At 41.1% G+C, this 22978-nt stretch carries 14 protein-coding genes and 8 pseudogenes; 16 read left to right on the top strand and 6 right to left on the bottom strand.

What is annotated here, in order from left to right; genetic code table 11:
* Window positions 1-29 precede the first annotated feature (29 nt).
* The 3 genes and pseudogenes from pfkA to ACSLFW_RS12600 all read left to right on the top strand — a co-directional run bounded on the left by pfkA (window position 30) and on the right by ACSLFW_RS12600 (window position 3114).
* Window positions 30-1015: pseudogene (pfkA, locus tag ACSLFW_RS12590) on the top strand (6-phosphofructokinase).
* Window positions 1016-1101: 86 nt separating this feature from the next.
* Window positions 1102-2106 (top strand): type I glyceraldehyde-3-phosphate dehydrogenase, encoded by a 1005-nt coding sequence (gene gap, locus ACSLFW_RS12595; protein WP_436556031.1) that lies wholly within the window; start codon window positions 1102-1104, stop codon window positions 2104-2106.
* Window positions 2107-2263: 157 nt separating this feature from the next.
* A pseudogene (locus ACSLFW_RS12600) lies at window positions 2264-3114 on the top strand (N-acetylglucosamine kinase).
* A 44-nt stretch (window positions 3115-3158) separates the two neighbouring features.
* Here the strand turns inward: ACSLFW_RS12600 and ACSLFW_RS12605 are convergent.
* Together ACSLFW_RS12605 and ACSLFW_RS12610 are read right to left on the bottom strand one after the other, a co-directional pair.
* Window positions 3159-3539 (bottom strand): RidA family protein, encoded by a 381-nt coding sequence (locus tag ACSLFW_RS12605; protein ID WP_436556032.1) that lies wholly within the window; start codon window positions 3537-3539, stop codon window positions 3159-3161.
* 74 nt (window positions 3540-3613) lie between these two features.
* Window positions 3614-6319, bottom strand: a pseudogene (locus tag ACSLFW_RS12610) (putative LPS assembly protein LptD).
* Window positions 6320-6534: 215 nt separating this feature from the next.
* Between ACSLFW_RS12610 and ACSLFW_RS12615 the strand changes: the two are divergent.
* The 11 genes and pseudogenes from ACSLFW_RS12615 (at window position 6535) to ACSLFW_RS12665 (ending at window position 17155) form a co-directional block, all read left to right on the top strand.
* Window positions 6535-7388: pseudogene (locus tag ACSLFW_RS12615) on the top strand (N-acetylmuramoyl-L-alanine amidase family protein).
* Window positions 7385-7570, top strand: a complete 186-nt coding sequence (locus ACSLFW_RS12620; protein WP_436556033.1) for a hypothetical protein — start codon at window positions 7385-7387, stop codon at window positions 7568-7570. The pseudogene ACSLFW_RS12615 and the gene ACSLFW_RS12620 overlap by 4 nt, the downstream one beginning before the upstream one ends.
* Window positions 7571-7613: 43 nt before the next feature.
* A complete protein-coding gene (locus ACSLFW_RS12625) occupies window positions 7614-8582 on the top strand; it encodes an MlaD family protein (protein WP_436556034.1) in 969 nt (322 codons plus the stop codon).
* 3 nt (window positions 8583-8585) lie between these two features.
* A pseudogene (locus ACSLFW_RS12630) lies at window positions 8586-9915 on the top strand (4Fe-4S dicluster domain-containing protein).
* An 83-nt stretch (window positions 9916-9998) separates the two neighbouring features.
* Window positions 9999-10445 carry an LNS2 domain-containing protein gene (locus tag ACSLFW_RS12635; protein ID WP_436556035.1) on the top strand — a complete coding sequence of 149 codons (447 nt, stop codon included), beginning with the start codon at window positions 9999-10001 and terminating at the stop codon, window positions 10443-10445.
* Between the two features lie 51 nt (window positions 10446-10496).
* A complete protein-coding gene (locus tag ACSLFW_RS12640) occupies window positions 10497-11288 on the top strand; it encodes a (Fe-S)-binding protein (RefSeq protein WP_436556036.1) in 792 nt (263 codons plus the stop codon).
* A 40-nt stretch (window positions 11289-11328) separates the two neighbouring features.
* Window positions 11329-11811 (top strand): ABC transporter ATPase, encoded by a 483-nt coding sequence (locus tag ACSLFW_RS12645; RefSeq protein WP_436556037.1) that lies wholly within the window; start codon window positions 11329-11331, stop codon window positions 11809-11811.
* A gap of 11 nt (window positions 11812-11822) precedes the next feature.
* The gene (locus tag ACSLFW_RS12650; protein WP_436556038.1) at window positions 11823-14837 is read left to right on the top strand and encodes a glycoside hydrolase family 3 N-terminal domain-containing protein; all 3015 of its coding nucleotides are present in this window, start codon (window positions 11823-11825) and stop codon (window positions 14835-14837) included.
* A 57-nt stretch (window positions 14838-14894) separates the two neighbouring features.
* The gene (locus ACSLFW_RS12655; protein ID WP_436556039.1) at window positions 14895-15431 is read left to right on the top strand and encodes a hypothetical protein; all 537 of its coding nucleotides are present in this window, start codon (window positions 14895-14897) and stop codon (window positions 15429-15431) included.
* A gap of 174 nt (window positions 15432-15605) precedes the next feature.
* Window positions 15606-16739, top strand: a pseudogene (bshA, locus tag ACSLFW_RS12660) (N-acetyl-alpha-D-glucosaminyl L-malate synthase BshA).
* On the top strand, window positions 16736-17155 hold the full coding sequence (locus tag ACSLFW_RS12665) for a protease complex subunit PrcB family protein (protein ID WP_436556040.1): 420 nt from the start codon (window positions 16736-16738) through the stop codon (window positions 17153-17155). Before bshA ends, ACSLFW_RS12665 begins: the two are co-directional and overlap by 4 nt.
* A 119-nt stretch (window positions 17156-17274) precedes the next feature.
* Here the strand turns inward: ACSLFW_RS12665 and ACSLFW_RS12670 are convergent.
* The 3 genes and pseudogenes from ACSLFW_RS12670 to ACSLFW_RS12680 form a co-directional block, all read right to left on the bottom strand.
* A pseudogene (locus ACSLFW_RS12670) lies at window positions 17275-17777 on the bottom strand (hypothetical protein).
* A gap of 195 nt (window positions 17778-17972) precedes the next feature.
* Window positions 17973-18782, bottom strand: coding sequence for a hypothetical protein (locus tag ACSLFW_RS12675; RefSeq protein WP_436556041.1), 810 nt, complete (start codon window positions 18780-18782; stop codon window positions 17973-17975).
* Between the two features lie 138 nt (window positions 18783-18920).
* The gene (locus tag ACSLFW_RS12680; RefSeq protein ID WP_436556042.1) at window positions 18921-19748 is read right to left on the bottom strand and encodes a UDP-2,3-diacylglucosamine diphosphatase; all 828 of its coding nucleotides are present in this window, start codon (window positions 19746-19748) and stop codon (window positions 18921-18923) included.
* A 366-nt stretch (window positions 19749-20114) separates the two neighbouring features.
* On the opposite strand from ACSLFW_RS12680, the gene aroC reads away from it, so the two are divergent.
* Window positions 20115-21176, top strand: coding sequence for a chorismate synthase (aroC, locus tag ACSLFW_RS12685; RefSeq protein ID WP_436556043.1), 1062 nt, complete (start codon window positions 20115-20117; stop codon window positions 21174-21176).
* 112 nt (window positions 21177-21288) lie between these two features.
* Window positions 21289-22548 (top strand): annotated as a pseudogene (locus tag ACSLFW_RS12690) (dicarboxylate/amino acid:cation symporter).
* On the opposite strand, the gene ACSLFW_RS12695 reads toward ACSLFW_RS12690, so the two are convergent.
* Complete coding sequence (locus ACSLFW_RS12695; RefSeq protein ID WP_436556044.1) at window positions 22545-22958, bottom strand: thiol-disulfide oxidoreductase DCC family protein; 414 nt, start codon at window positions 22956-22958, stop codon at window positions 22545-22547. The pseudogene ACSLFW_RS12690 and the gene ACSLFW_RS12695 sit on opposite strands and share 4 nt — an antisense overlap.
* Between the last annotated feature and the right edge of the window lie 20 nt (window positions 22959-22978).

Consider the following 22978-nt stretch of genomic DNA (forward strand, 5'->3'; position numbering starts at 1 on the left):
GTTAAATTAGCATTTTAATATTGAAAAAAATGTCAAATCAGATAAAAAAGATAGGCGTACTGACTTCAGGAGGTGACTCCCCGGGAATGAATGCAGCCATTCGTTCAGTGGTCAGAACCTGTGCGTATCATCATATCGAATGCATCGGTATTTACAGGGGTTACCAGGGAATGATTGAAGGAGATTTCAAGGAAATGGGTGCCCGAAGCGTCAATAATATTGTCAATAAAGGAGGCACAATTCTTAAGTCGGCCAGATCGAAAGAATTCATGACCAAAGAAGGCCGCGAAAAAGCGCATAAAAACCTTGTAAAAGCTGGCGTTGACGCACTTGTGGTAATAGGCGGAGACGGCAGTTTTACCGGAGCCGAAATTTTCAACGATGAATACAAATATCCTGTGATGGGAATTCCGGGTACGATTGACAACGATATTTTCGGCACCAGCCACACGTTAGGATACGATACCGCCTTGAATACTGTGGTTGAAGTCATCGATAAAATTCGTGATACGGCAAGTTCACACAACCGCTTGTTTTTTGTGGAAGTAATGGGGCGTGATGCCGGACACATTGCCTTAAATGCAGGAATCGGCGCAGGAGCGGAAGAGATCCTGATTCCGGAAGAAGATCTCGGGCTCGAAAGACTCCTTGAATCGCTTCAAAAAAGTAAAGCGTCAGGAAAATCATCAAGTATCGTAGTGATTGCCGAAGGCGATAAGATCGGGAAAATGTTTTCGAACTCAAAGATTACGTCGAAGAGCATTTACCAGAATACGACGTGCGCGTTTCCGTTCTCGGACACATGCAACGCGGCGGCGCACCATCGTGTTACGACCGTGTGTTGGCTAGTCGTTTGGGTGTAAAAGCTGTCGAGTCGTTGTTAGAAGGAAAATCCAATTATATGGTTGGAATTTTAAATGATAAAGTTGCATTGACGCCTTTGGAACAAGCGATTAAAGGCCATACAGAAATTGACCGTGAATTATTGAGAGTTTCAGACATCATGTCGACATAAAAAATTTGATTAAGGTTTAAAGTTTAGTGTGTAAACGCTGGATTTTAAACCTTAAGCTTTTAAACAATAAATTAAAATTAAACAAAATGTCAAAAGTAAAATTAGGAATTAACGGTTTCGGAAGAATCGGAAGAATTGTTTTCAGGGAAACCTTTAACAGAGATAATGTAGAAGTGGTAGCCATCAACGATTTGCTTGACGTAGATCACCTGGCGTACTTATTAAAATATGATTCGGTTCACGGACGTTTTGACGGAACGGTTGAAGTAAAAGAAGGAAAATTATACGTAAACGGAAGAAACATCCGTGTAACAGCAGAAAAAGACCCGTCAACATTGAAATGGGATGAAGTAGGAGTAGACGTTGTAGCCGAATCAACCGGGATTTTCACCACAATCGAATCAGCTCAGGCGCACATCCGAGGAGGCGCTAAGAAAGTCGTTATTTCTGCACCTTCTGCTGATGCCCCAATGTTCGTTATGGGTGTCAATCATACAGAAGCAAAAGCTACAGATACCGTAGTTTCCAACGCTTCATGTACTACGAACTGCCTTGCGCCATTGGCAAAAGTAATCAACGACCATTTCGGGATTGTTGAAGGTTTGATGACAACGGTTAATGCTTCAACATCAACACAAATGGTTGCTGACGGGCCTTCAAGAAAAGACTGGCGCGGCGGACGTGCAGCAAGCGTAAACATCATTCCGTCTTCTACCGGCGCTGCGAAAGCCGTTGGAAAAGTGATTCCGGAATTGAACGGAAAACTAACCGGAATGTCGTTCCGCGTGCCAACGATTGATGTGTCTGTAGTCGATTTGACCGTAAAAACGGCAAAAGAGACTTCCTACGAAGAAATCATGGCGGTTTTGAAAAGCGCTTCTGAAAATGAATTGAAAGGCATCTTAGGTTTTACTGAAGACGACGTGGTTTCTCAGGATTTCGTTTCTGACAAACGCACTTCTATCATCGATTCAAAAGCCGGGATCGGATTAAACTCTACTTTCTTTAAATTGGTTTCATGGTATGATAACGAATACGGATATTCAAGCAAATTGATTGATTTGTCAGTACATATCGCAGGTTTAAAGTAATTAATAATTTCCATAAATCCCGTTAATGTTTATATTAGCGGGATTTTTATCTTTTGAAACTATCCCGATAGGTTTCAGTTTGCAGTAGCAAATTCATCCGGTTTCCGAGGCGTCGGAGTCATGGTTCGGGCAAAATAACCAACCAAAAAGTTAACTTATGAAATTATTAGTAGACAGTGGATCGACCAAAGCTGACTGGATTTCAATTGACGAATCCGGAAAAGTTTTGTTCACTACACAAACTTTGGGCCTCAATCCTGAAGTGCTTGGAAAAGACCAGGTCATTGCCCGCCTTGAAGATAAGTTCGATATTTCGCACAACAAGAAAAGCGTGACGCATTTGTTTTTTATGGCGCCGGTTGCGGTACCGAAAGGATGAAGAATTTCCTTGCGGGAATTTTCAAGGAATATTTTCCGAATGCTGTAGTTTCAGTACACGAAGATACTTATGCCGCGGTTTATGCCACGACACCGAGAAATGAAAAAGCGATTGTCGCAATTTTAGGAACAGGTTCGAACTGCAGCTATTTTGATGGAGTGGTTTTGCACCAGAAAGTTGATTCATTAGGCTACATCGCTATGGATGACTGCAGTGGAAACCAATTCGGACGCCATTTGATCAGAGGCTATTATTTTAATAAAATGCCGCAAGATTTAGCAACTGAATTTGAAAAAGCCCACGATTTAGATTCGGATGTGATCAAGCATAATTTATACAAAGAACCGAACCCAAATGCTTATCTGGCGACTTTTGCAAAATTCCTTATCCAGCATAAAGAGCATGAATTCTGCAAAAAAATCATCTATTCATGCATGGAAGATTTTGTCGATTTGTACATCAAGCAATACGAAAATTACAAAGACGTTCCGGTACATTTCATCGGCTCGATTGCATTCTACCTGAAAGATGAACTGGAAGAAGTTTTAAGCAGGCATAAGATTAAGGTTGGCAATGTGTTACGCCGCCCAATCGACGGTTTGATTGCGTATCACTCATTAAGTAAATAAAAAAGCAAAACCCGGATTTTCACCGGGTTTTTTTATGTTTAAGCTTAATTTACAGCAATCATCGAAATCTCGACATTCACACCTTTTGGCAATCCTGCCACTTGAACAGTTTCCCTTGCAGGCGCGGTCTTTTCATCAAAATAGTTGCCGTAAATGCCGTTGATTTTTGCAAAATCGCCCATATCCATAATGAAAATGGTGGTTTTGATTACGTTTTCAAAAGTCATTCCGGCTTCTGATAATAACGCTTTTAAATTCTGCATTACTTGTTCGGTTTCGGTTTCGATATCGTCTAAAACCAATTCCATTGTCGCCGGATTCAGCGCGATTTGTCCCGAAGTGTATAAAGTATTTCCGATTTGCACCGCCTGACTGTATGGCCCGATTGGCGCCGGTGCTTTATCTGTATAAATAATTTTTTTCATAATAAATTTTAGATTTTAAATTGCTCCTAAGACTGCCATCTGTAAACTGCGTTCTGGTCAACAACCACTGATCATTATCGTCTTCCCGTATTCCGCTTTTCCCACTTAATATCGCTCAGCATTCCGGATTTGATTCCGATGAAAATCCCCACGATTTATAAGCCCCAATCGGCACCCAGGTGAAATCCATCCGCCAGCTTAACAAATCCCTTTCAAATCGCATTTGGGTATAAGTGATACCGTTCTGAACAAAATCATATCCGGTGGAAACACCAACTTTCCATTTTGGAGAAAGGTCGATATTCCCTGAAACCATTACGGAATTTCCGGTGATTTTATCTTCTCTTTTAGAATTTCCATAGGTGAGGGAGTAAGCAAAAGTCAGATCCAGGGCAATTCAGTATGGTAAAATGCGGAAGGAGTTTTGTCCTTATTTTTATCGTCATCACCAAACTGGCTCTGTCTGTGGTCGCCAAGATCGGCGCTGCTGCCAAAAAGGTCGTCTTCACGGCCACCATTGCGTTTGCCTTGTTCATTATTGTCTTTTTCCGTCGAATCACCTTTGCTTGAAATCGAGTAATTTACAGTCATATTCGCACTGGTCATCCTGAAAAGGCTGCCGCCATTGTCAATGTTGAATTTATTAATTCGATTGCCCGCATTGTTGATGGCGTATGGGTCTAGCGTCGCGCCAAAATTCACATTCATCTTTTCTTTGAATAACAATGTTCCGCCACTGATACGCAAAGGCGCCCATCTTAAGGAATCTGCAGAGATATCATAACTCGTGGAAAAATTCAGGTTGTTGAGCAACATTATTTTTTTCGGCTCTGTTTTGGTAGAATCTTTGTCGGTCACTTTCGCTTCAAAAGTATTCGACAGAGAAATTCCAAGCAAATTCGACATGGTTTTGCCCGGAGCGCCGTAAATTTCTTTTCGAAACGGCTGTATTCAGTCGTCATCGTACCGCTGGCGTTGGTGGCATAAGTATCATAATATTGTTTAAAACTAGGCGTGTAACTGTAGGAAATATTAGGTTTCATTACATGCCTGATGGACTGTATCTTTTTGTCTGCACCGAAATTAAATGTTCCGTAAATGGTTGTTCCGACACCACTCGAGAAATTGTAAGTGCGGAAAGAGTCAAAGCCGCCGACTTCTTTGGTTATAACGGCGTCATTGCTGCGGTCAAAAGTCTTATTGATGGTTTTTAAATACCAGACTTCGTTGTAGTTAAAGCTCAACGGAAAACTGAAATATTTAAATAACTTGAAGTTCGTGCTTACCGGAATCGTATGCTTCATTCCGGTCATGGCCTGCTTGAACATTTCAGGTTTGAAAAACAACGAATCCGTGGTCTGGAACCTGTTTTCTCCAATCACGCTGTATTGGAAATTGATGTTCTTGATAATGCCCTTTTTCGCGCCGTCTTTTGAAGCAAACGGATACACCCTGTCAACACTCGCCGTCAATGTCGGCAACGTCATGTTGATTTGTTTGGTCTGTGTATTCTGGCTGTGCGTGGCTGTCAGGGCTACGTTAACCTGCGGTTCCCAGTTGAAAGTTTTCGAGTAACTTATGGAAGAACTCAGCGTATTATTCAATCTCGAGCCCTGGTTTACCTGATTAAGGGAGTTCTGAAAATAGGTGCTGCTTCCGAGATTCACAGAAGCAGAAAACCTCGAATTCGGATTGGATTTCGCATCCTGGGAATGGCTCCACTGAATGTTGTATAATTTCGTCCGGGCATAATCCGGAAAACCGCGTTCACTCGTGATCTGATTCTCGAAACGCATATTGATATTTCCGTTGAAGCGGTATCTTTTCGCATAAGACGATTCAAATCGCATGGCGTAACTGCCGTTGGTATAATAGTCCCCTAAAACCGTCAGGTCGTAATTATCGCTTAAAGCAAAATAATAACCGCCATTTTGCAATGAATAGCCCCGTAAATTCGTATCCTGAAAAGTCGGGATGATAACTCCTGACTGGCTGCTATTCGTCATTGGAAAAAATGCAAACGGAACGGCGATAGGCGTAGGCACTTCGGCAATATACATATTCGTAAAACCGACAACGACTTTCTTTCCGGGAACAAATTTAGCTTTCCGGGCGAGGAAATAATATTCGGGATCGTCAATATCTTCAGAAGTGGTAAATTTCGTCCGTGAAAGAAAATAAACTGAATCGTTCTCTTTTTTCGCAACTTCGGCAATGTAATTAAGCTCGCCCTCCTTCGACCTCGAATTATAAATCAACACCTTTTTCGTATCGTAATTAAATCGGATGGAATCAGGTTCTACGGTCGTAGATCCCTGCTTAAAAACAGGGCGTTGCGTATATTTTCCGACAGAATCCCTGATGCCTTTTGCATACACTTCCTTCTTTTCATAATTCAGGATGATTGTTCCGGCTTTGAGCTCAATATCCTGATAATATAACTCTGCTTTGTTGTATAAAGTTGAAGTCTTGGTTTTTTGGTTAACTTTCTCGTAATCAACGGCTTTTCGCTTTACAATATCCGTTAAAACCGGTTTTTTCGGAAGCGTATCTTTTACAACATTCCCCTGCAATTTTAAAGTGTCCTCTTTCGTTGTAGTTGTAGGAATTGTCTTTGCAGTTTGCGGCAGTGAATTTGGTTTTTTCGGCACCTCCTGACTGTAAGCTTTTGAGGCAGCCAGTGTTAAGAAAGTTGCTGATAAAACGATATGAAATAAGTTTGTACGCAAAGGTTTTAATACTATTTTTGTAAAAATATGGCTTACTTTTTGAAAGGTCAAACTTAAGATAATTTTTTAGCAAAATAAGCACTTTTGCAAAATTATAACTAACAGTTTTCTATTAAAATTAACTTTTAACCAATTATGAATTCCAAAAATAAAATCAAATATTTTACCCTGTTATTACTGTGTACGGGAATGCTTACAGCTTTCGCCCAAAGCGGAAAATTTAAGGTAACTTTAGATGCCGGGCACGGAGGAAAAGACTGGGCGCCGTGTATAGCGGCCACGTTGAAAAAAACGTCTCGCTCGGAATTGTTTTAAAAGTTGGAAAAATCCTCGAAAATACGCCCGGCGTCAGTGTCAATTATACGCGTAAGACAGACGTTTTCATCGATTTGATTGAAAGGGCGAATATTGCCAATCGTGCCGATGCGAATATTTTCGTTTCAATTCACTGCAATGCCAATAAAAATACCGCTGCCGACGGGACTGAAACCTACGTGATGGGTATGACAAAACTGGCTTCCAACCTCGCTGTCGCGAAAAGTGAAAACGAGGTAATTACAATGGAGAAAGATTATAAGGAAAAATATGATGGTTTTGATCCAAATTCACCTGAATCAATGATCGGAATTACCATTGAGCAGGAATTGTTCATGGAAAACAGTATTGCGCTTGCCGGAAAAATACAGGCCAATTTCCGCGATGATCTCAAGAAGAAAAGCCGCGGTGTAAAACAGGCCCTTATATGGTTTTGCACAAAGCCGCAATGCCACGTGTGCTGATTGAAACCGGATTTATCTCCAACCCGAAAGAAGGCGCAGATCTTGATTCTGAAGAAGGCCAGCAGGATATCGCACAGGCCATCGCGAACGCCATCATCAGCTACAAAAAGAATATTACGGAAGCGGCGCTAACGATACAGAAGACAAACCATCTACGAAAGTGGTTGATAAAACACCTGAACCGGAAACACAAAAACCGGAAACACCTGTTAAACCAACAGAAAAACCAAAAGCAGATGAGCCGAAACCTACGACTTCAAACGGTGCAGTGGTTTTTAAAGTGCAGATTTCCGCCAGCGGTAAAAAATTGGATCCAACACCTTCAAATTTTAAAGGATTGAAAAATATATCCGTAATGACAGATAACGGTACGCTCTTTAAATATATGTATGGCGAAACGTCGAGTTATGAAACGGCAAAAGAAAATTTAGCCGAAGCCAAAGCCAAAGGATATGATTCTGCTTACCTCGTTGCTTTCCGTGACGGTAAAAAAATAACCATACAGGAAGCTACTAAAAAATAGCACAATTTAAATTTTTAGCTTAATTTTGTTAAAAATACACGCTTTGAAAATTACAAGAGAAATTAAAACCGCCATACTCGTAATCGCTTCGATTTTATTATTTATCTGGGGATACAGTTTTTTGAAAGGAAGGGATTTATTCGTACACTACCGCACTTTTTACGCTAAATATGACAATGTTGAAGGGCTTGCCGCATCGGCTCCGGTAACGATTAACGGACTCGTAGTAGGTAAAGTTACTGCAATTATGCTTGATCCTGTTACGGCTAAGCCTACCGTTGAGATTCAGGTGAAAAGTGATTTTCCGATTTCTAAATCGAGTGAAATCAACATCTACGAACCCGGATTGATTGGTGGGAAACAAATTCAGATCATCCCAAATCTTGAAGATAAAAGCGTCGCAGAATCAGGCGAATATCTAAAAGGAAGAACAGTTCCGGGACTTACTGCTTTAGTCGGCGAAAAACTGACGCCTTTACAGGAAAAATTAGAGCGTGTAATTGTTTCCGCCGATACAATGGTGACAAGCATCAACAAAGTCCTTGACGCCAAATCAAGGGAAAATCTAAGAAAAAGCATTGCAAGCCTAAGTACAACACTCGAAGAACTTAACGGCGTTGCCAAAGGTGCCAACGGCATCATCACCGATAACCGCGAAAAAATCGCCGGGACGATGAAAAACCTGAACAAGGCGGCTGAAAATTTCAATACGATTTCTGATTCCATTTCAAAAATCAAATTCGGGCAAACGGTTAAAAAGCTTGAAAATGCGCTTACAAAAGTCGATGGCATTATCGCTGATATTAATTCAGGAAAAGGCACTATGGGCAAACTGCTCAAAGATGACGCGCTTTACAATAACCTGACCAAAACCTCAAAAGAACTCGAATTATTGCTTCAGGATGTGAGGCTGAATCCAACACGATACATCAACGTTTCACTTTTCGGAAAGAAAAACAAGCCTTATACCGCTACGAAGGTTGACAGCCTGGGCGTACCTATAAAAAAGTAAGATATGGGTTATTTAGACAATATTTTATTTGTAATTATTCTCGGCCTTGCAGTTGGGTATTTTACGATTAATGTAAAAAAACTCGTCCGCAATATCAAGTTAGGACAGGATGTTGACCGTTCCGATAACCCTTCAGCCAGATGGAAAAACATGGCAATGATTGCGCTCGGGCAATCTAAAATGGTGAAACGTCCGGTTGCGGGATTTCTGCACATTATTGTTTACGCAGGATTTATAATCATTAACATTGAAGTACTTGAAATCATTGTTGACGGTATTTTCGGCACGCACCGCGTTTTCAGTTTCCTCGGCGGATTTTACAGTTTCCTGATTGGCTTTTTTGAAAATCCTGGCTTTTTTGGTATTGGCTTCGGTAATCATTTTCTGGTCAAGAAGAAATATCATAAAACTCAAAAGATTTGTTTCTTCAGATTTGAAGAATTGGCCGAAAAGCGACGCGAATTACATTCTATATTTTGAAATGGTCCTGATGAGCCTTTTCTTAATCATGAACGCATCGGATTTATGGCTGCAGCAAATGGGCTATTCGCATTATCATGAAGCCGGCGCATTTCCGATCAGCGGTTTCATCAAGCCAATTTTTGACGGAATGAACGTTGGCGTTGTCGCGGTGATTGAGAGAACGGCGTGGTGGCTGCATATTACCGGAATTCTGATTTTCCTGAATTACCTTTATTTCTCTAAGCATTTACATATTTTACTGGCTTTCCCGAATACTTATTTTGCGAATTTAAATCCACAGGGAAAATTCAACAATTTAGAATCGGTTACCGCCGAAGTAAAATTAATGCTCAATCCAAACGCCGATCCGTTTGCAGCGCCTGCGCCCGATGCAAATGCTGCTCCGGTGAAATTCGGTGCCAGTGATGTGCAGGATTTAAACTGGGTGCAATTGCTGAATGCTTACACCTGTACGGAGTGCGGACGTTGTACTTCTTCCTGTCCGGCGAATATCACCGGAAAAAAATTGTCTCCGCGCAAAATCATGATGGATACGCGCGACAGACTTGAAGAAGTCGGCAAGAATATTGATGCGAACAAAGGCGTATTTGTGCCTGATAACAAAACATTACTAAACGATTATATCACTCCGGAAGAACTTTGGGCATGTACGTCTTGCAATGCCTGCGTAGAAGAATGCCCGGTAAATATCAGTCCGCTCTCAATTATCATGGACATGAGAAGATATTTGGTAATGGAACAAAGTGCCGCGCCAATGTCGTTAAACGCAATGATGACGAATGTCGAAAACAACGGCGCACCTTGGCAATACAGCCAGCAAGACCGCTTAAACTGGAAAAACGAAAACTAACATAAAATAAAAATTCTCTTATAGGTGAGGTTAAGGGTGTTTTTAATGAATTTGACTCAAATTAAATTAGAAACAAAACGAAAATGAAAACTGAAGATTTAGACAAGCAGTTAGTTACTGCAACAGAGAATGGACAAACGATTAGTCCGATTTTGCCTGAAGGGATTAAAAATTACCTCATTGATATCGACGGCACCGTTTGCGACGATATCCCGAACGAAGAGCCGGAAAGAATGCTTACAGCCGAATTGTATCCGGACGCACTCGCAACATTAAACCGCTGGTACGACGAAGGCCATATCATCTTTTTTTTCACATCAAGAACAGAAGCACACCGTGAATACACCGAAATCTGGCTCAAAAAGCACGGCTTCAAATACCACGGAATCGTCTTCGGGAAACCACGCGGCGGCAACTATCACTGGATTGACAATCATTTGGTGAAAGCCACGCGTTACAGAGGCCATTTCACCGATTTGATTGAGAAAGAAGTGACCATCCAGGTTTTCGACGACGGAAAACACGAGTAAATAAAACTTTGCAACTTTGCGCCTTTGTAACTTTGCAACTAAAATAAAGATATGTCAGAAGTATTAACAGTGCCGACAATGGCCGAAATGTTAGCCCAAGGACAGCAACCCGAAGTTCTTTTCTGGGTAGGCTGTGCCGGAAGTTTTGACGACAGGGCAAAAAAAATCACCAAAGCGTTCGTGCGGATTTTGAACCGCGCCAATGTGTCTTTTGCGGTTTTAGGCACTGAAGAAAGCTGTACGGGCGATCCTGCAAAAAGGGCAGGGAATGAGTTCCTGTTCCAGATGCAGGCGATGATGAACATCGAGGTTTTGAACGCTTATGAAGCCAAGAAAATCGTAACCGCGTGCCCGCATTGCTTTAATACTTTAAAAAACGAATACCCGGAATTGGGCGGACAATACGAAGTCATCCATCATACCGAATTCCTGAAATCTTTGCTCGATGCCGGAAGATTAACCATTGAAGGCGGACAGTTCAAAGGAAAAAGAATTACTTTCCATGACCCGTGTTATTTAGGACGCGCCAATAATATTTACGAAGCACCAAGAGATTTAATCGAAAAACTCGATGTTGAGCTCGTAGAAATGAAACGCTCCAAAAAGAACGGATTGTGCTGTGGAGCTGGTGGCGCGCAAATGTTCAAAGATGCAGAACCCGGAAACAAGGAAGTCAACATCGAAAGAACCGAAGACGCACTCGAAACCCATCCGCATATCATCGCCGCAGGCTGTCCGTTCTGCAACACAATGCTCACCGACGGCGTAAAAAACAAAGAAAAAGAAGGCGAAATCAAAGTAATGGACATCGCCGAATTAATTGCCAATGCGCAGGATTTGTAACGAATTGAAATCTCAATTCTAAAATCTAAAATCTATCATCATGTACGTTCCTTTTGAAACCCTACCCGAAGAATCCAAAGTGTGGATTTACCAGTCGAACAGAAAATTTACCGACGAAGAATTCGCCGCAATCGAAACGGATTTAAAGACTTTCGTCGAAAATTGGGCAGCGCATGGAACAGGTTTGGAAGCTTCTTTCGAATTGAAATACAACCGTTTCATCATTCTCGCCGTCAATCAGGAAAACCAAATAGCGACCGGTTGTTCGATTGATTCTTCAGTGCAATTTATACAATCTTTGGAGCAAAAATACGAAGTCGATTTGCTCGACAAAATGAACGTCACTTTCAAACTCGGACAGCACATCGCCCACAAACCACTGATAGAATTCAAAAAGATGGCCAAAGACAAAGCCGTTTCGGGCAATACGATTGTATTCAACAACCTCGTTAATAATATTGCCGAATACAATGAATCGTGGGAAGTTCCCGCAGAAGACAGCTGGCACAGCCGATTCTTCTAAAACAATTTTTGATGAAAAAATCTCTCCCATATATATTTGCGCTCTTTTTCCTTTCCTTTTTACTGATTAATTGCGGCGGCTCGAAACCTGCCGTAATAAAGAAAGTTGTCGCCGATTCTGACACCGTTCATAAATTTGTAGCAGAAGAATTGAATAGTTCTTTGCCGTCTTCGCGGAAAGATAAATTCCCATTTCTGAAAGATTCCAATGCCGAAACCAAATGGGTTGACAGCGTTTACAACCAAATGACTTTTGATGAAAGACTTGGACAATTGTTCATGATTTCTGCGTATTCAAATAAAGATACGGTTCATTTTAATGCAATTGATAAGCTGATAAAGAATTATAAAGTCGGCAGTTTGATTTTCTTTCAGGGCCGTTCGGTGCGTCAGGCAAGATTGACGAATCGTTTTCAAGCCATTTCAAAAATACCTTTATTTATAGGAATTGACGCCGAATGGGGATTAAGCATGCGCCTCGATTCAACCTATCGTTTTCCTTTCAATATGACGCTTGGCGCGATAAAAGACCGCAAGCTCATTGAGAAAGTTGGCGAGCAGATGGGAAAAGAAAGCAAACGCGTCGGCGTACATTTCAATTTTGCGCCGGTGCTCGATATCAATACGAATCCGAAAAACCCAATCATTGGTTTCCGTTCTTTCGGTGAAGATAAAAATACGGTGACCGACGACGCTGTTGCCATGATGAAAGGTGTTCAGAACCAAGGCGTTTTTTCAACAGGAAAACACTTTCCCGGACATGGAGATACTGAAACCGATTCCCATTATTCGCTGCCGGTTGTCAATTTTTCAAAGGACAGGCTCGAAGAAGTGGAATTGTATCCGTATAAGAAAATGTTCAACGAAGGATTGGTTTCTGTCATGGTTGCACACCTTAATGTGCCAAGTTTAGAGCCGCGCGAAAGTTATCCGTCGTCGATTTCTTATAATATCGTGACAAATTTATTGCAGAAGGAAATGGGCTTTGACGGACTGATTTTTACCGATGCGCTCAACATGAAAGCTGCCTCCAACTACAGAAAGCCAGGCGAAATAGATCTTGAAGCGTTTCTGGCCGGAAATGACATGCTGCTTTGTGCAGAAAATGTTCCGGTAGCGGTTGAAAAACTCTGTATCGCTTACCAGGACAGCATTATTACTGAAGAAAGATTATCTTATTCGGTTAAAAAAATCCTGAAATACAAATATAAAATCGGACTGAATCATTACAAACCGGTTGAAATTGTGAATATCCCGAAAGACATCAATCCACCTGCAAATGACGCTTTGCAATACCAATTGTATGAAAATGCGATTACGGTTTTGAAAAACAAAGACGAAATTCTTCCGATAAAATCGCTTGAAAACAACAAAATCGCTTATGTGAAATTAGGCGACGATGTGAACAGCGCTTTCCTTTCGACATTAAAAAAATACACAGAAGTTACAGAAGTTGCAGATACGAATGTCGACACGCTCAATTGCAGATTAAAAGAATTTAATACCGTAATCATCGGTTATCACAAATCTGACAAAGCCTGGAAAAAACACTATTTTTCAGACACGGAATTGTTTTGGCTTGACCAGATTGCCAAGAATAACAACGTCATTTTAGATGTTTTCACCAAGCCGTATTCGCTCTCGCCGGTGACTTCATTTCCTGATATCGAAGGAGTTGTCGTTTCCTATCAAAATTCAGACATTGCACAACAGGTTTCGGCTGAATTACTTTTCGGAGCCGTCGAAGCCAAAGGAAAATTGCCTGTGACAATTAATAGCGAATTTAAAGTCAACGACGGATTATCGACGCATAAAATCAATCGTTTAGGATTTACCTCGCCTGAGAATGTCGGAATGAATTCGGCGGTTCTGGCCAAAATCGATAAGCTCGCGCAGAATGCCATCGACAAAAAAATGACGCCCGGAATCCAGATTTTGGTTGCAAGAAAAGGAAAAGTGATTTACCAGAAATCTTTTGGTTTTCACGATTATACCAATACTCAAAAAGTACAGGACGCCGATATTTATGATGTAGCTTCGGTGACTAAAATGGTGTCGACTTTGCCGAATGTGATGCAAATGTATGATAAGAAAAAGGTGAATCTCGAAACCAAATTAGGTGACATGTTGCCGGTTTTTCAAAATACGGATAAAGCCGACATTCCGTTCAAGGATTTGCTGTCGCATTATGCAAGATTCGAGGCATGGATTCCGTTTTACAAAGCGACGCTTGATGAGAAGACGTTTCCTTCGGATAAATATTACCGAAAAGTTGCTGATCATCAGTTTTCGAAGAAAGTTACTGACAGCCTTTTCATGAGGAATGATTACCACGACACGATTATGAAGGCGATTGCCGACAGTAAGTTGCTTCCGAAAAAAGAATACAAATACAGCGATTTTACTTTCATTATTCTAAAAGAATATCTAGAAAAAACCACGCACAAATCGCTTGATGTTTTGTCTTACGAAAATTTCTACAGGAAACTCGGTGCCAACAATACGCTTTACAATCCGCTGCAGCGTTTTGAAAAAAGTAATATTCCGCCAACTGAAATTGATAATTATTTCCGCCATCAAACCATTCAGGGTTACGTTCACGATATGGAAGCAGCCATGGAAGGCGGTGTTGCAGGTCATGCCGGGATTTTCTCCAACGCGATGGATATCGCCAAAATCATGCAGATGTATTTGCAGAAAGGCAATTACGGCGGTGTTGAATTCTTTTCTCCTAAAACTTTCGACGATTTCAATACCTGCTATTTCTGCGCAGAGGGCAACCGACGCGGATTGGGTTTTGACAAGCAGCAATTGCCCGGAACACACGCCACCTGTGGTTGCGTGTCTGCATCCAGCTTTGGGCATACCGGATTTACAGGAACAATCGCATGGGCAGATCCGGAAACTGAAATTGTTTATGTGTTTTTATCCAACCGTACTTTTCCGGATTCGCCCGTTAATAATCTTTCTAAAGGGAATGTGAGAGAAGACATACAAAAGGTTATCCAAGAGGCAATTGTTCGTTAAAATTTTGTTAATATTTAATTTTTTCATCATATTTGTTAAATTTTAAAACAAATAATCATGAAAATAAAAATTAAATACGGGAGCAGTCTGAAAAATCTCTGCCTGGCATTGGTTGCAATTTCATTATTTATTTCATGCTCCGGAAAAGATGATGACGAAGACAATTCATTTAATTCTCAAATTTTTATTGACGGTGTTTTATTTGCGCCAACTTCAGCTGCTGACCTTACCACAAGTTTCGTTGTAACCGATAACGGAACAACAAATCATCGGAACTTTAGTATAAAAAAAGTGGGACAGGCAACGAATGATCGTATTACGGTAGCTATCACATTACCGATAAATCAATCAATCAACGGAACATTTGGATTTACGGATAACACCCAGGATTTTATACTTGAAGCTTTTTTTACCAAAGGTAATGATGCCATTTTCCAATTTGGAAGTGGCACGTTAAAATTTACAGATCTGGGCCATGACAGGTTCAGGATAGACTTTAACAATGTAGTTGCAAACGGAGTGCTTACTTCAGCGGAAAACAAAACAATTACAGGATTTATCGAAGGTAAATTTAAAGATACGGGCAACGGCTGAGACAATCTTTCCAAAACTTTACCAGAGCACATTCTATTTAAATGTAATATCAGCGGATTAACATTTATGAATTATTTAAAGCCAATCCTTATTCAGGATTGGCTTTTTTATTTTGAGGATTTTTAAAATAAAATCCGCGATTTTTCTGTAAATTCGGGTCATTAAAAACCTACTATGAAAATAGCAATTGTTTGTTATCCTACCTTTGGCGGAAGTGGCGTCGTTGCTACAGAACTCGGACTGGAACTCGCACGGCGCGGACACGAAATACACTTCATCACCTACAGCCAGCCCGTCAGGTTGGCATTGATCAGTCCGAATGTACATTACCACGAAGTCAACGTTCCGGAATATCCTCTTTTTCATTATCAACCCTATGAACTGGCGCTGTCAAGCAAGCTCGTTGATATGGTGAAATTATATAAGATTGAATTGCTTCATGTACATTATGCCATTCCGCACGCTTACGCGGGTTATATGGCCAAGCAGATGCTCAAAGGCGAAGGCATCAAGATCCCGATGGTAACAACTTTGCACGGCACTGACATTACATTGGTTGGTAATCACCCGTTTTATAAGCCGGCGGTGAGTTTCAGCATCAATAAATCGGATATAGTGACTTCGGTTTCCCAAAGCCTTAAAGACGATACGCAGAAACTTTTCAATATCAAGAATGAAATTCATGTAATTCCGAATTTTATTGAACTCGGCAAAAACCTCGATGATAAGAATATTCCGTGTTACCGTTCGGTTATTGCAAAGGAATCAGAAAAAATTATCACACACATCAGTAATTTCAGGAAAGTCAAGCGTATTCCAGATATTATCAAAATATTTTATAAAATCCAACAGGAATTGCCGGCAAAATTAATGATGGTTGGCGATGAACCGAAAAGAAAAAGCAGAACGCCTGTGCCGTGAACTTGATATAACCGATAAAGTGATTTTCTTTGGCAACAGCAACGAAATTGATAAAATCCTGAGTTATTCCGATTTATTCCTGCTGCCTTCTGAAACGGAAAGCTTTGGTCTGGCAGCTTTAGAGGCGATGGCCTGGGTGTTCCGGTGATTTCGAGTAATTCTGGAGGATTACCGGAAGTCAATTTCGACGGCATTTCCGGTTACCTTAGTGATGTCGGCGATACTGACGCAATGGCCGAAAATGCGATTAAAATCCTGAGCAATAATGAAACTTTAAATACGTTTAAAGAAAACGCGCTCAAATCTGCGCAGCAATTTGATATCAAAAATATCCTGCCGTTGTATGAAGCTTTATACAGAAAGGCGCTAAAACAGAAAACAACATGAAAAGAATTTTAATATTTACAATAGCGGTGATAATGGTTTCTTGTGGCGCAACAAAATCAACTTCTAGCGAAAAGCCTTTGTATGAAATTTTAGTGCAGAAAAGCTATGACGGTGCGAAAGTCAAATTTTACGAAATCATTTCGCAGCCGGATGAATTTATCATGATAAAAAATGATCCTGATCTAAAATCGAAAATCGGAGCGAATGATATCAATACCGCTAATTTCCTGATTTTAAGCATGGGTGAGAAACCTACTGGCGGTTATTCAATTGGTATTGATACCGTTACTGAAACTGATAAAAACATCATCGTTACCGTAAAAGAAACCACTCCGAAACCCGGAGCAGTGGCTACTGATGCTTTTACGGCGCCTTATTGCGTGGTAAGAATTAATTCTAAAAAGAGATCATTATAAAGTAAAATATAACTCCAAGGCTATATCAAAATAAAAAACATCCCGTAAAAAGGATGTTTTTGTTTAATTTCAAACTGTCCGGCAGCGTAAAATGAACACCGACCACTGAATACCGATCACTAAAATCTATATCTCGCGCTTACACCTAAATTCGCACCAAAATTATCGTCCCTGTAATCATTCAGATAAATCTCAGGACGGAAATCGAGCGAAAGTTGCAACGGAAAGTCGAACAAGTATTCAACACCAATATCTCCGGTAGCGATTGCAAAAGCCCCTCTGTCTTCGTCATGATTTGAATTTCACGACCGTAGTAGTGGTCATATCTGTACATTCCAACTCCGACGCCCGGTCCGGCATACCAATTGAATCCGCCGTCGATATTCCAAACCCATTGGAAAATTCCAACCAGTTTGGCTTCGTCATAAAAATCGGCATCACGCCATCCTAGATCAAATTCCAAACGATGGTTTTTGGATAAACCACGCTGGTAACTTGCCTCCACGCCAAATGCGTTATCATCGCTTAAACGAAGTCCGATAGCGTTCTTCGAAATTTCCTGTGCTTGTGTGCTGAACGCTAATGCGATTAACATTGCAGCTGATAAAACAATCTTTTTCATAATTATGTTTGGGTTATTTGTACTAATTTACTGTAAGAAATGCCCAAATCATAAGATATTATATAAAGATTAACTTTTGCAGCACATAGATTTTACAGACGAAACCTACTTTTGAAATGCCTCAATAAAACGAAAACTCCCGAAGCAATCCGGGAGTTTTCAATTCGATTTACGTTAAATCTATATCACATAAGATTAATTTTCAACATGATAAGTGTCTAAGAATTCTTCCTGTGTCTGCGTACCGCTTTGCGGAATATCAGTACCCGGAATTGCGGTTGCCAATGCATAAGAAATCGTCGTCGTTGAATAAACTACACCAATACCTTTCGCAAAATATTGCGTCGAAGAAACGAGATTTGAATCATTTGCATAGTTATCCAAAATCGTAATCGGAATTGGCACAGGTAAGCCCTCAACCGTGTAAGTCGCGACAACTTTTACCTGAAGCGTAGTCTTAACAGACTTCACATCCGTATAAGTGTCACCATTCGGAGAAGTGTAGGTTGGCAGCGTTGTTACTGCAGCTGATTTCAATGTATACTTAATTGTCAACGGAATATCCTGGAATGTTTGGCTGATATTATCAGTTACATCCGACAGACTTTGGCCATCAGCAGCATTTTCGTCGAAAACAACAAAATCTGTAAGATTTAAATCGACCGGCAATGTTGATGCTACGTCCAATCCGGCACCGCCACTTAATAATAATTTGCTGCCTTCTTTCCTTACGCTGTTGCCATTAAGCGAATTCGAATAAAACCCAACCGGCAAGGCACCTGTTTTGAATTTTTGGTAAGTTTTAGTGTTGATAACCGTATCATTGGCTACAAAAAGCGAATCCCTCCCTGCGGCAGCGGCACTTCCGGTAACATCATAATTCCAATAATTATCAGCGCCTAAAGGAAGATAAACGTTAGCCGAAGCCGAACCTTCATCATCACTTGGTGAACACGAAGCCAGCAAACCGAACAAAGCAATTGCAATAAGAGCAGTATGTTTCATAATTTGAGATTAATTTAGTTTTTTGGCTAAAATACTAAAACAAACTAAATAAATTTCAAAAATCAAATTCAAAAATCAAATTCGAATCGAGAAATGTCTGTATTGGAATTTGGAATTTAAATTTCGGAATTTCCGATTTCATCGGTTCGAAAAAATCAACGATGCCACAAGTTGTCGGCTCAATTGGTTTTCCATTTCAAAATAATCTTCTTCCGCCTGTGAGGTATCTTCGGAATAACTGTACAGTTTCCAGCGCTTTTTGTTGTATTCCAGCGCAGTAAGGTTTTCAATCCAATCGCCTGAATTCAGGTACATCGTTGACCCGTTTTTATTTTCTTTCCTAATGATTTTCGGTTCGTGTATGTGTCCGCAAATCACATAATCGTATTTATTTTCAATCGCAAGATCAGTTGCGGTAGTTTCGAAATCAGAAATGAATTTCACTGCTTTTTTGACGCTTGCCTTGATTTTTTTCGAAAAGGAATACGGTTCGCGATCCATCTTCTTCAAGCACCAATTGACAAACCGGTTCATTAAAATCAGGTAATCGTAGCCGATTCCGCCGAGTTTGGCAATCCATTTCGCATGATTTACCGACGCGTCGAATACATCTCCGTGAAAAATCCACGCTTTTTTATCATCAAGTTCTAAAACGAGTTTATCGACAATTGAAAAATTACCAACTACCGCATCGCTGAACTTCCGAAGCATTTCATCATGATTTCCGGTGATGTAATAAACGTTGGTTCCTTTCGAAGCAAAATCGATGATTTTCTTGATGACTTTCAGGTGCGATTTCGGAAAATACGATTTACGGAATTGCCAGATATCAACAATATCGCCGTTCAGCACTAAAGTTTTCGGTTTTATCGACGAAAGGTATTGTAACAATTCTGTTGCGTGGCAGCCGTAAGTTCCCAAATGCAAATCGGAAATCACGACGAGTTCTACTTTCCTCTTTTTCATCGGAATTGGTTTAGAAGTTTAGCAAATAAAAACATTTAGTGTAATGTTGATGATAAGGGAATGTTATCAATTAGATAATTAGTCAATTAGGTAATGAGAAAATTAGCGAATTAGCGAATGAGAAAATTAGCAGATGTAATGACTGCCGTTTCCGGAAGACATCAGCCAGGCAACGTCAAAGATCAAACATAAGCCGAAAGCATCAGCGAGGCAGCGGCAGGTAGTGAATATAAGCCGGGAAGCATCAAACTAAGTGTGGCAAGACACTACTGCCACTTTTCACAATATTGGCATCGGCTAATTCGCTAATTGCCTGATTGACTAATTATCTAATTCGTTACATTTGTAAAAACCAAATACAACGCAATGGCCGGAAATACTTACGGAACATTATTCAGAATCACCACTTTCGGCGAATCGCACGGAGAAGCACTTGGCGGCATCATCGACGGTTGCCCGCCGGGAATCGCACTCGACTTCACCGCCATCCAAAACGAAATGACACGCCGCAAACCCGGACAATCGGCCATCGTCACGCAAAGAAAAGAAGATGATGAGGTACAATTCCTCTCCGGAATCTTCGAAGGCAAAACCACCGGAACGCCAATCGGTTTCATCATTCCGAACACCAACCAGAAATCTGACGATTATTCGCATATCAAAGACACTTATCGCCCAAGTCATGCCGATTATGTCTACGAAAAAAAATACGGCATCCGTGATTACCGTGGCGGCGGACGCAGTTCAGCGCGTGAAACGGCGAGCCGGGTAGTGGCTGGAGCTGTCGCGAAACAAATTTTACCAGACATCAAAATCAACGCTTTCGTTTCTTCAGTAGGTGAAATTTTCATCGATAAACCGTACCAGGCTTTAGACTTTTCCAGAACCGAAAGCAATGCTGTGCGATGCCCCGACGAAGCCACCGCCGAAAAAATGGAAGCCTACATCCGCGAAATCCGCAAAGAAGGCGATACCGTTGGAGGTACAATTACCTGTGTCATCCAAAACGTACCAATGGGTCTTGGCGAACCGGTTTTTGACAAACTCCACGCCGAATTAGGCAAAGCAATGCTGTCGATCAACGCTGTAAAAGGCTTCGAAATCGGCAGCGGTTTCTGCGGCGCGAAAATGAAAGGCAGCGAGCACAACGATATATACAACGCCGACGGCACAACAAAATCAAATTTGTCAGGCGGCATTCAGGGCGGCATTTCAAACGGAATGGACATCTATTTTCGCGTTGCTTTTAAACCCGTCGCCACCATTATGCAAAAGCAGGAAACCCTCGACAATCAGGGCAATATCGTCGAAATGCAGGGCAAAGGCCGCCACGATCCCTGCGTAGTCCCGCGCGCCGTGCCGATTGTCGAGGCCATGGCAGCCATAGTTTTAGCCGATTTTTACCTGATTAATAAAACTTATTTATAATTTTAGAAGCTAATCCGGCTATCCGCTAATATCTTTTATTTTTTAAAGAAAAAAATAAAAGGATAACCGCTGCTATCCGGGCTAAGGCATCCCGTAAACCAACAACCATAAAATGACTGAAACAAATACTATCCAGAAGAAATCCTTTGCATCCAATCTTACCGTGCAAATCCTGATTGCGATGGCGCTCGGCGCAGTGCTCGGCATCTTCATCCACAATAGTTACGACACCAATGCTGCCAAGGAATTCAGCGGTTACATCAAAATGCTTGCAACGGTTTTCATCCGATTGGTACAGATGATCATTTCGCCTTTGGTTTTCACCACTTTGGTAGTCGGAATCGCAAAACTCGGCGACATTAAAGCCGTCGGGCGGATAGGAGGTAAGGCACTTGGCTGGTTTTTTACCGCTTCGTTTATTTCATTATTGATTGGAATGTTCTGGGTAAATATCCTGCAACCCGGCCACGGACTCCATCTTTCCGACATCGACATGTCAACAGCGTCAGAGGTGACCGAAAAAACACAGGGATTTTCAGCACAGAATTTCATCGAGCACATTATCCCGAAAAGTATCGTCGAGGCGATGTCTGGCAACGAAATCCTGCAAATCGTAATTTTCTCCATTTTCTTCGGACTCGCAGCCGCTTCAATCGGTGACACCGCAAAACCCGTGATTTCGGCTTTAGACAAGGCTTCCCACATCGTTTTAAAAATGGTAAATTATGTGATGAAATTCGCGCCGCTTGGTGTTTTCGGAGCGATTGCGGCGTTTTCGCCATTCGCGATTTCAATGAATTGTTAGTGACCTACGCCAAATTCTTCGGTTCTTTCATGGTCGGCATTTCTTCGCTTTGGATTGTGCTGCTGCTCGTCGGCTACATTTTCCTGAAAAACCGAATGACCGCATTATTAAAAAGAATTGTCGGTCCGATTGTTCATCGCGTTCGGAACGACAAGTAGTGAAGCAGTTTTTCCAAAGCTGACCGAAGAACTCGAACGTTTCGGTGTAAAAGACAAAATCGTTTCGTTCATGTTGCCGCTCGGCTATTCTTTCAATCTTGATGGCAGCATGATGTATATGACTTTCGCCAGTATTTTCATTGCCCAGGCTTATGGCGTTCACCTTGACATTGGTACACAAATGACAATGCTTTTAGTTCTAATGCTCACCAGTAAAGGAATTGCAGGCGTGCCGAGAGCCAGTTTGGTTGTCGTCGCTGCTACTTGCGGTATGTTCAAAATTCCGGTGGAAGGCATTGCATTGATTTTGCCGATCGATCACTTTTGTGATATGTTCAGAAGCGCAACCAACGTTTTAGGAAACGCGTTGGCAACTTCTGTTGTGGGGAAATGGGAGAAAGAAGATTAAAGGAATTTTGCTTTTAATTCCGGCGTCGGAATCATACATTCCTGTTTCTGGCCGTACCATTTGTAACGGTTTTTCGCAACGTAATCATAAATGAAATTGCGCAGTCCTTTCGGAATAATCCTGAAAATTCCTGAAATAGTGAAAATTCCACCCAATTCTTTCGCAATTTCAATTGCCGCCGAGGACTTATAGAAATAGGCTTTTCCGGGTTCGTATAAAATGATGCTGTCGATATTTTTGGTGTCAATTCTGATATAATTCAGGATTTGCTGTCCCAATTCAGATTGCAAAGCCACGAATCTGAATACATCTTTTTTATCGTGTTTAATGACATATTGCACCATGCCATCGCACAAATTGCAAACGCCGTCAAACAAGATTATTTTTTTATTTCTTGGAAGATTTTCCATAACTTTTTTATTTGCAACGA

Source organism: Flavobacterium sp. 3HN19-14 (genome assembly GCF_051373205.1).
Taxonomy (GTDB): domain Bacteria; phylum Bacteroidota; class Bacteroidia; order Flavobacteriales; family Flavobacteriaceae; genus Flavobacterium.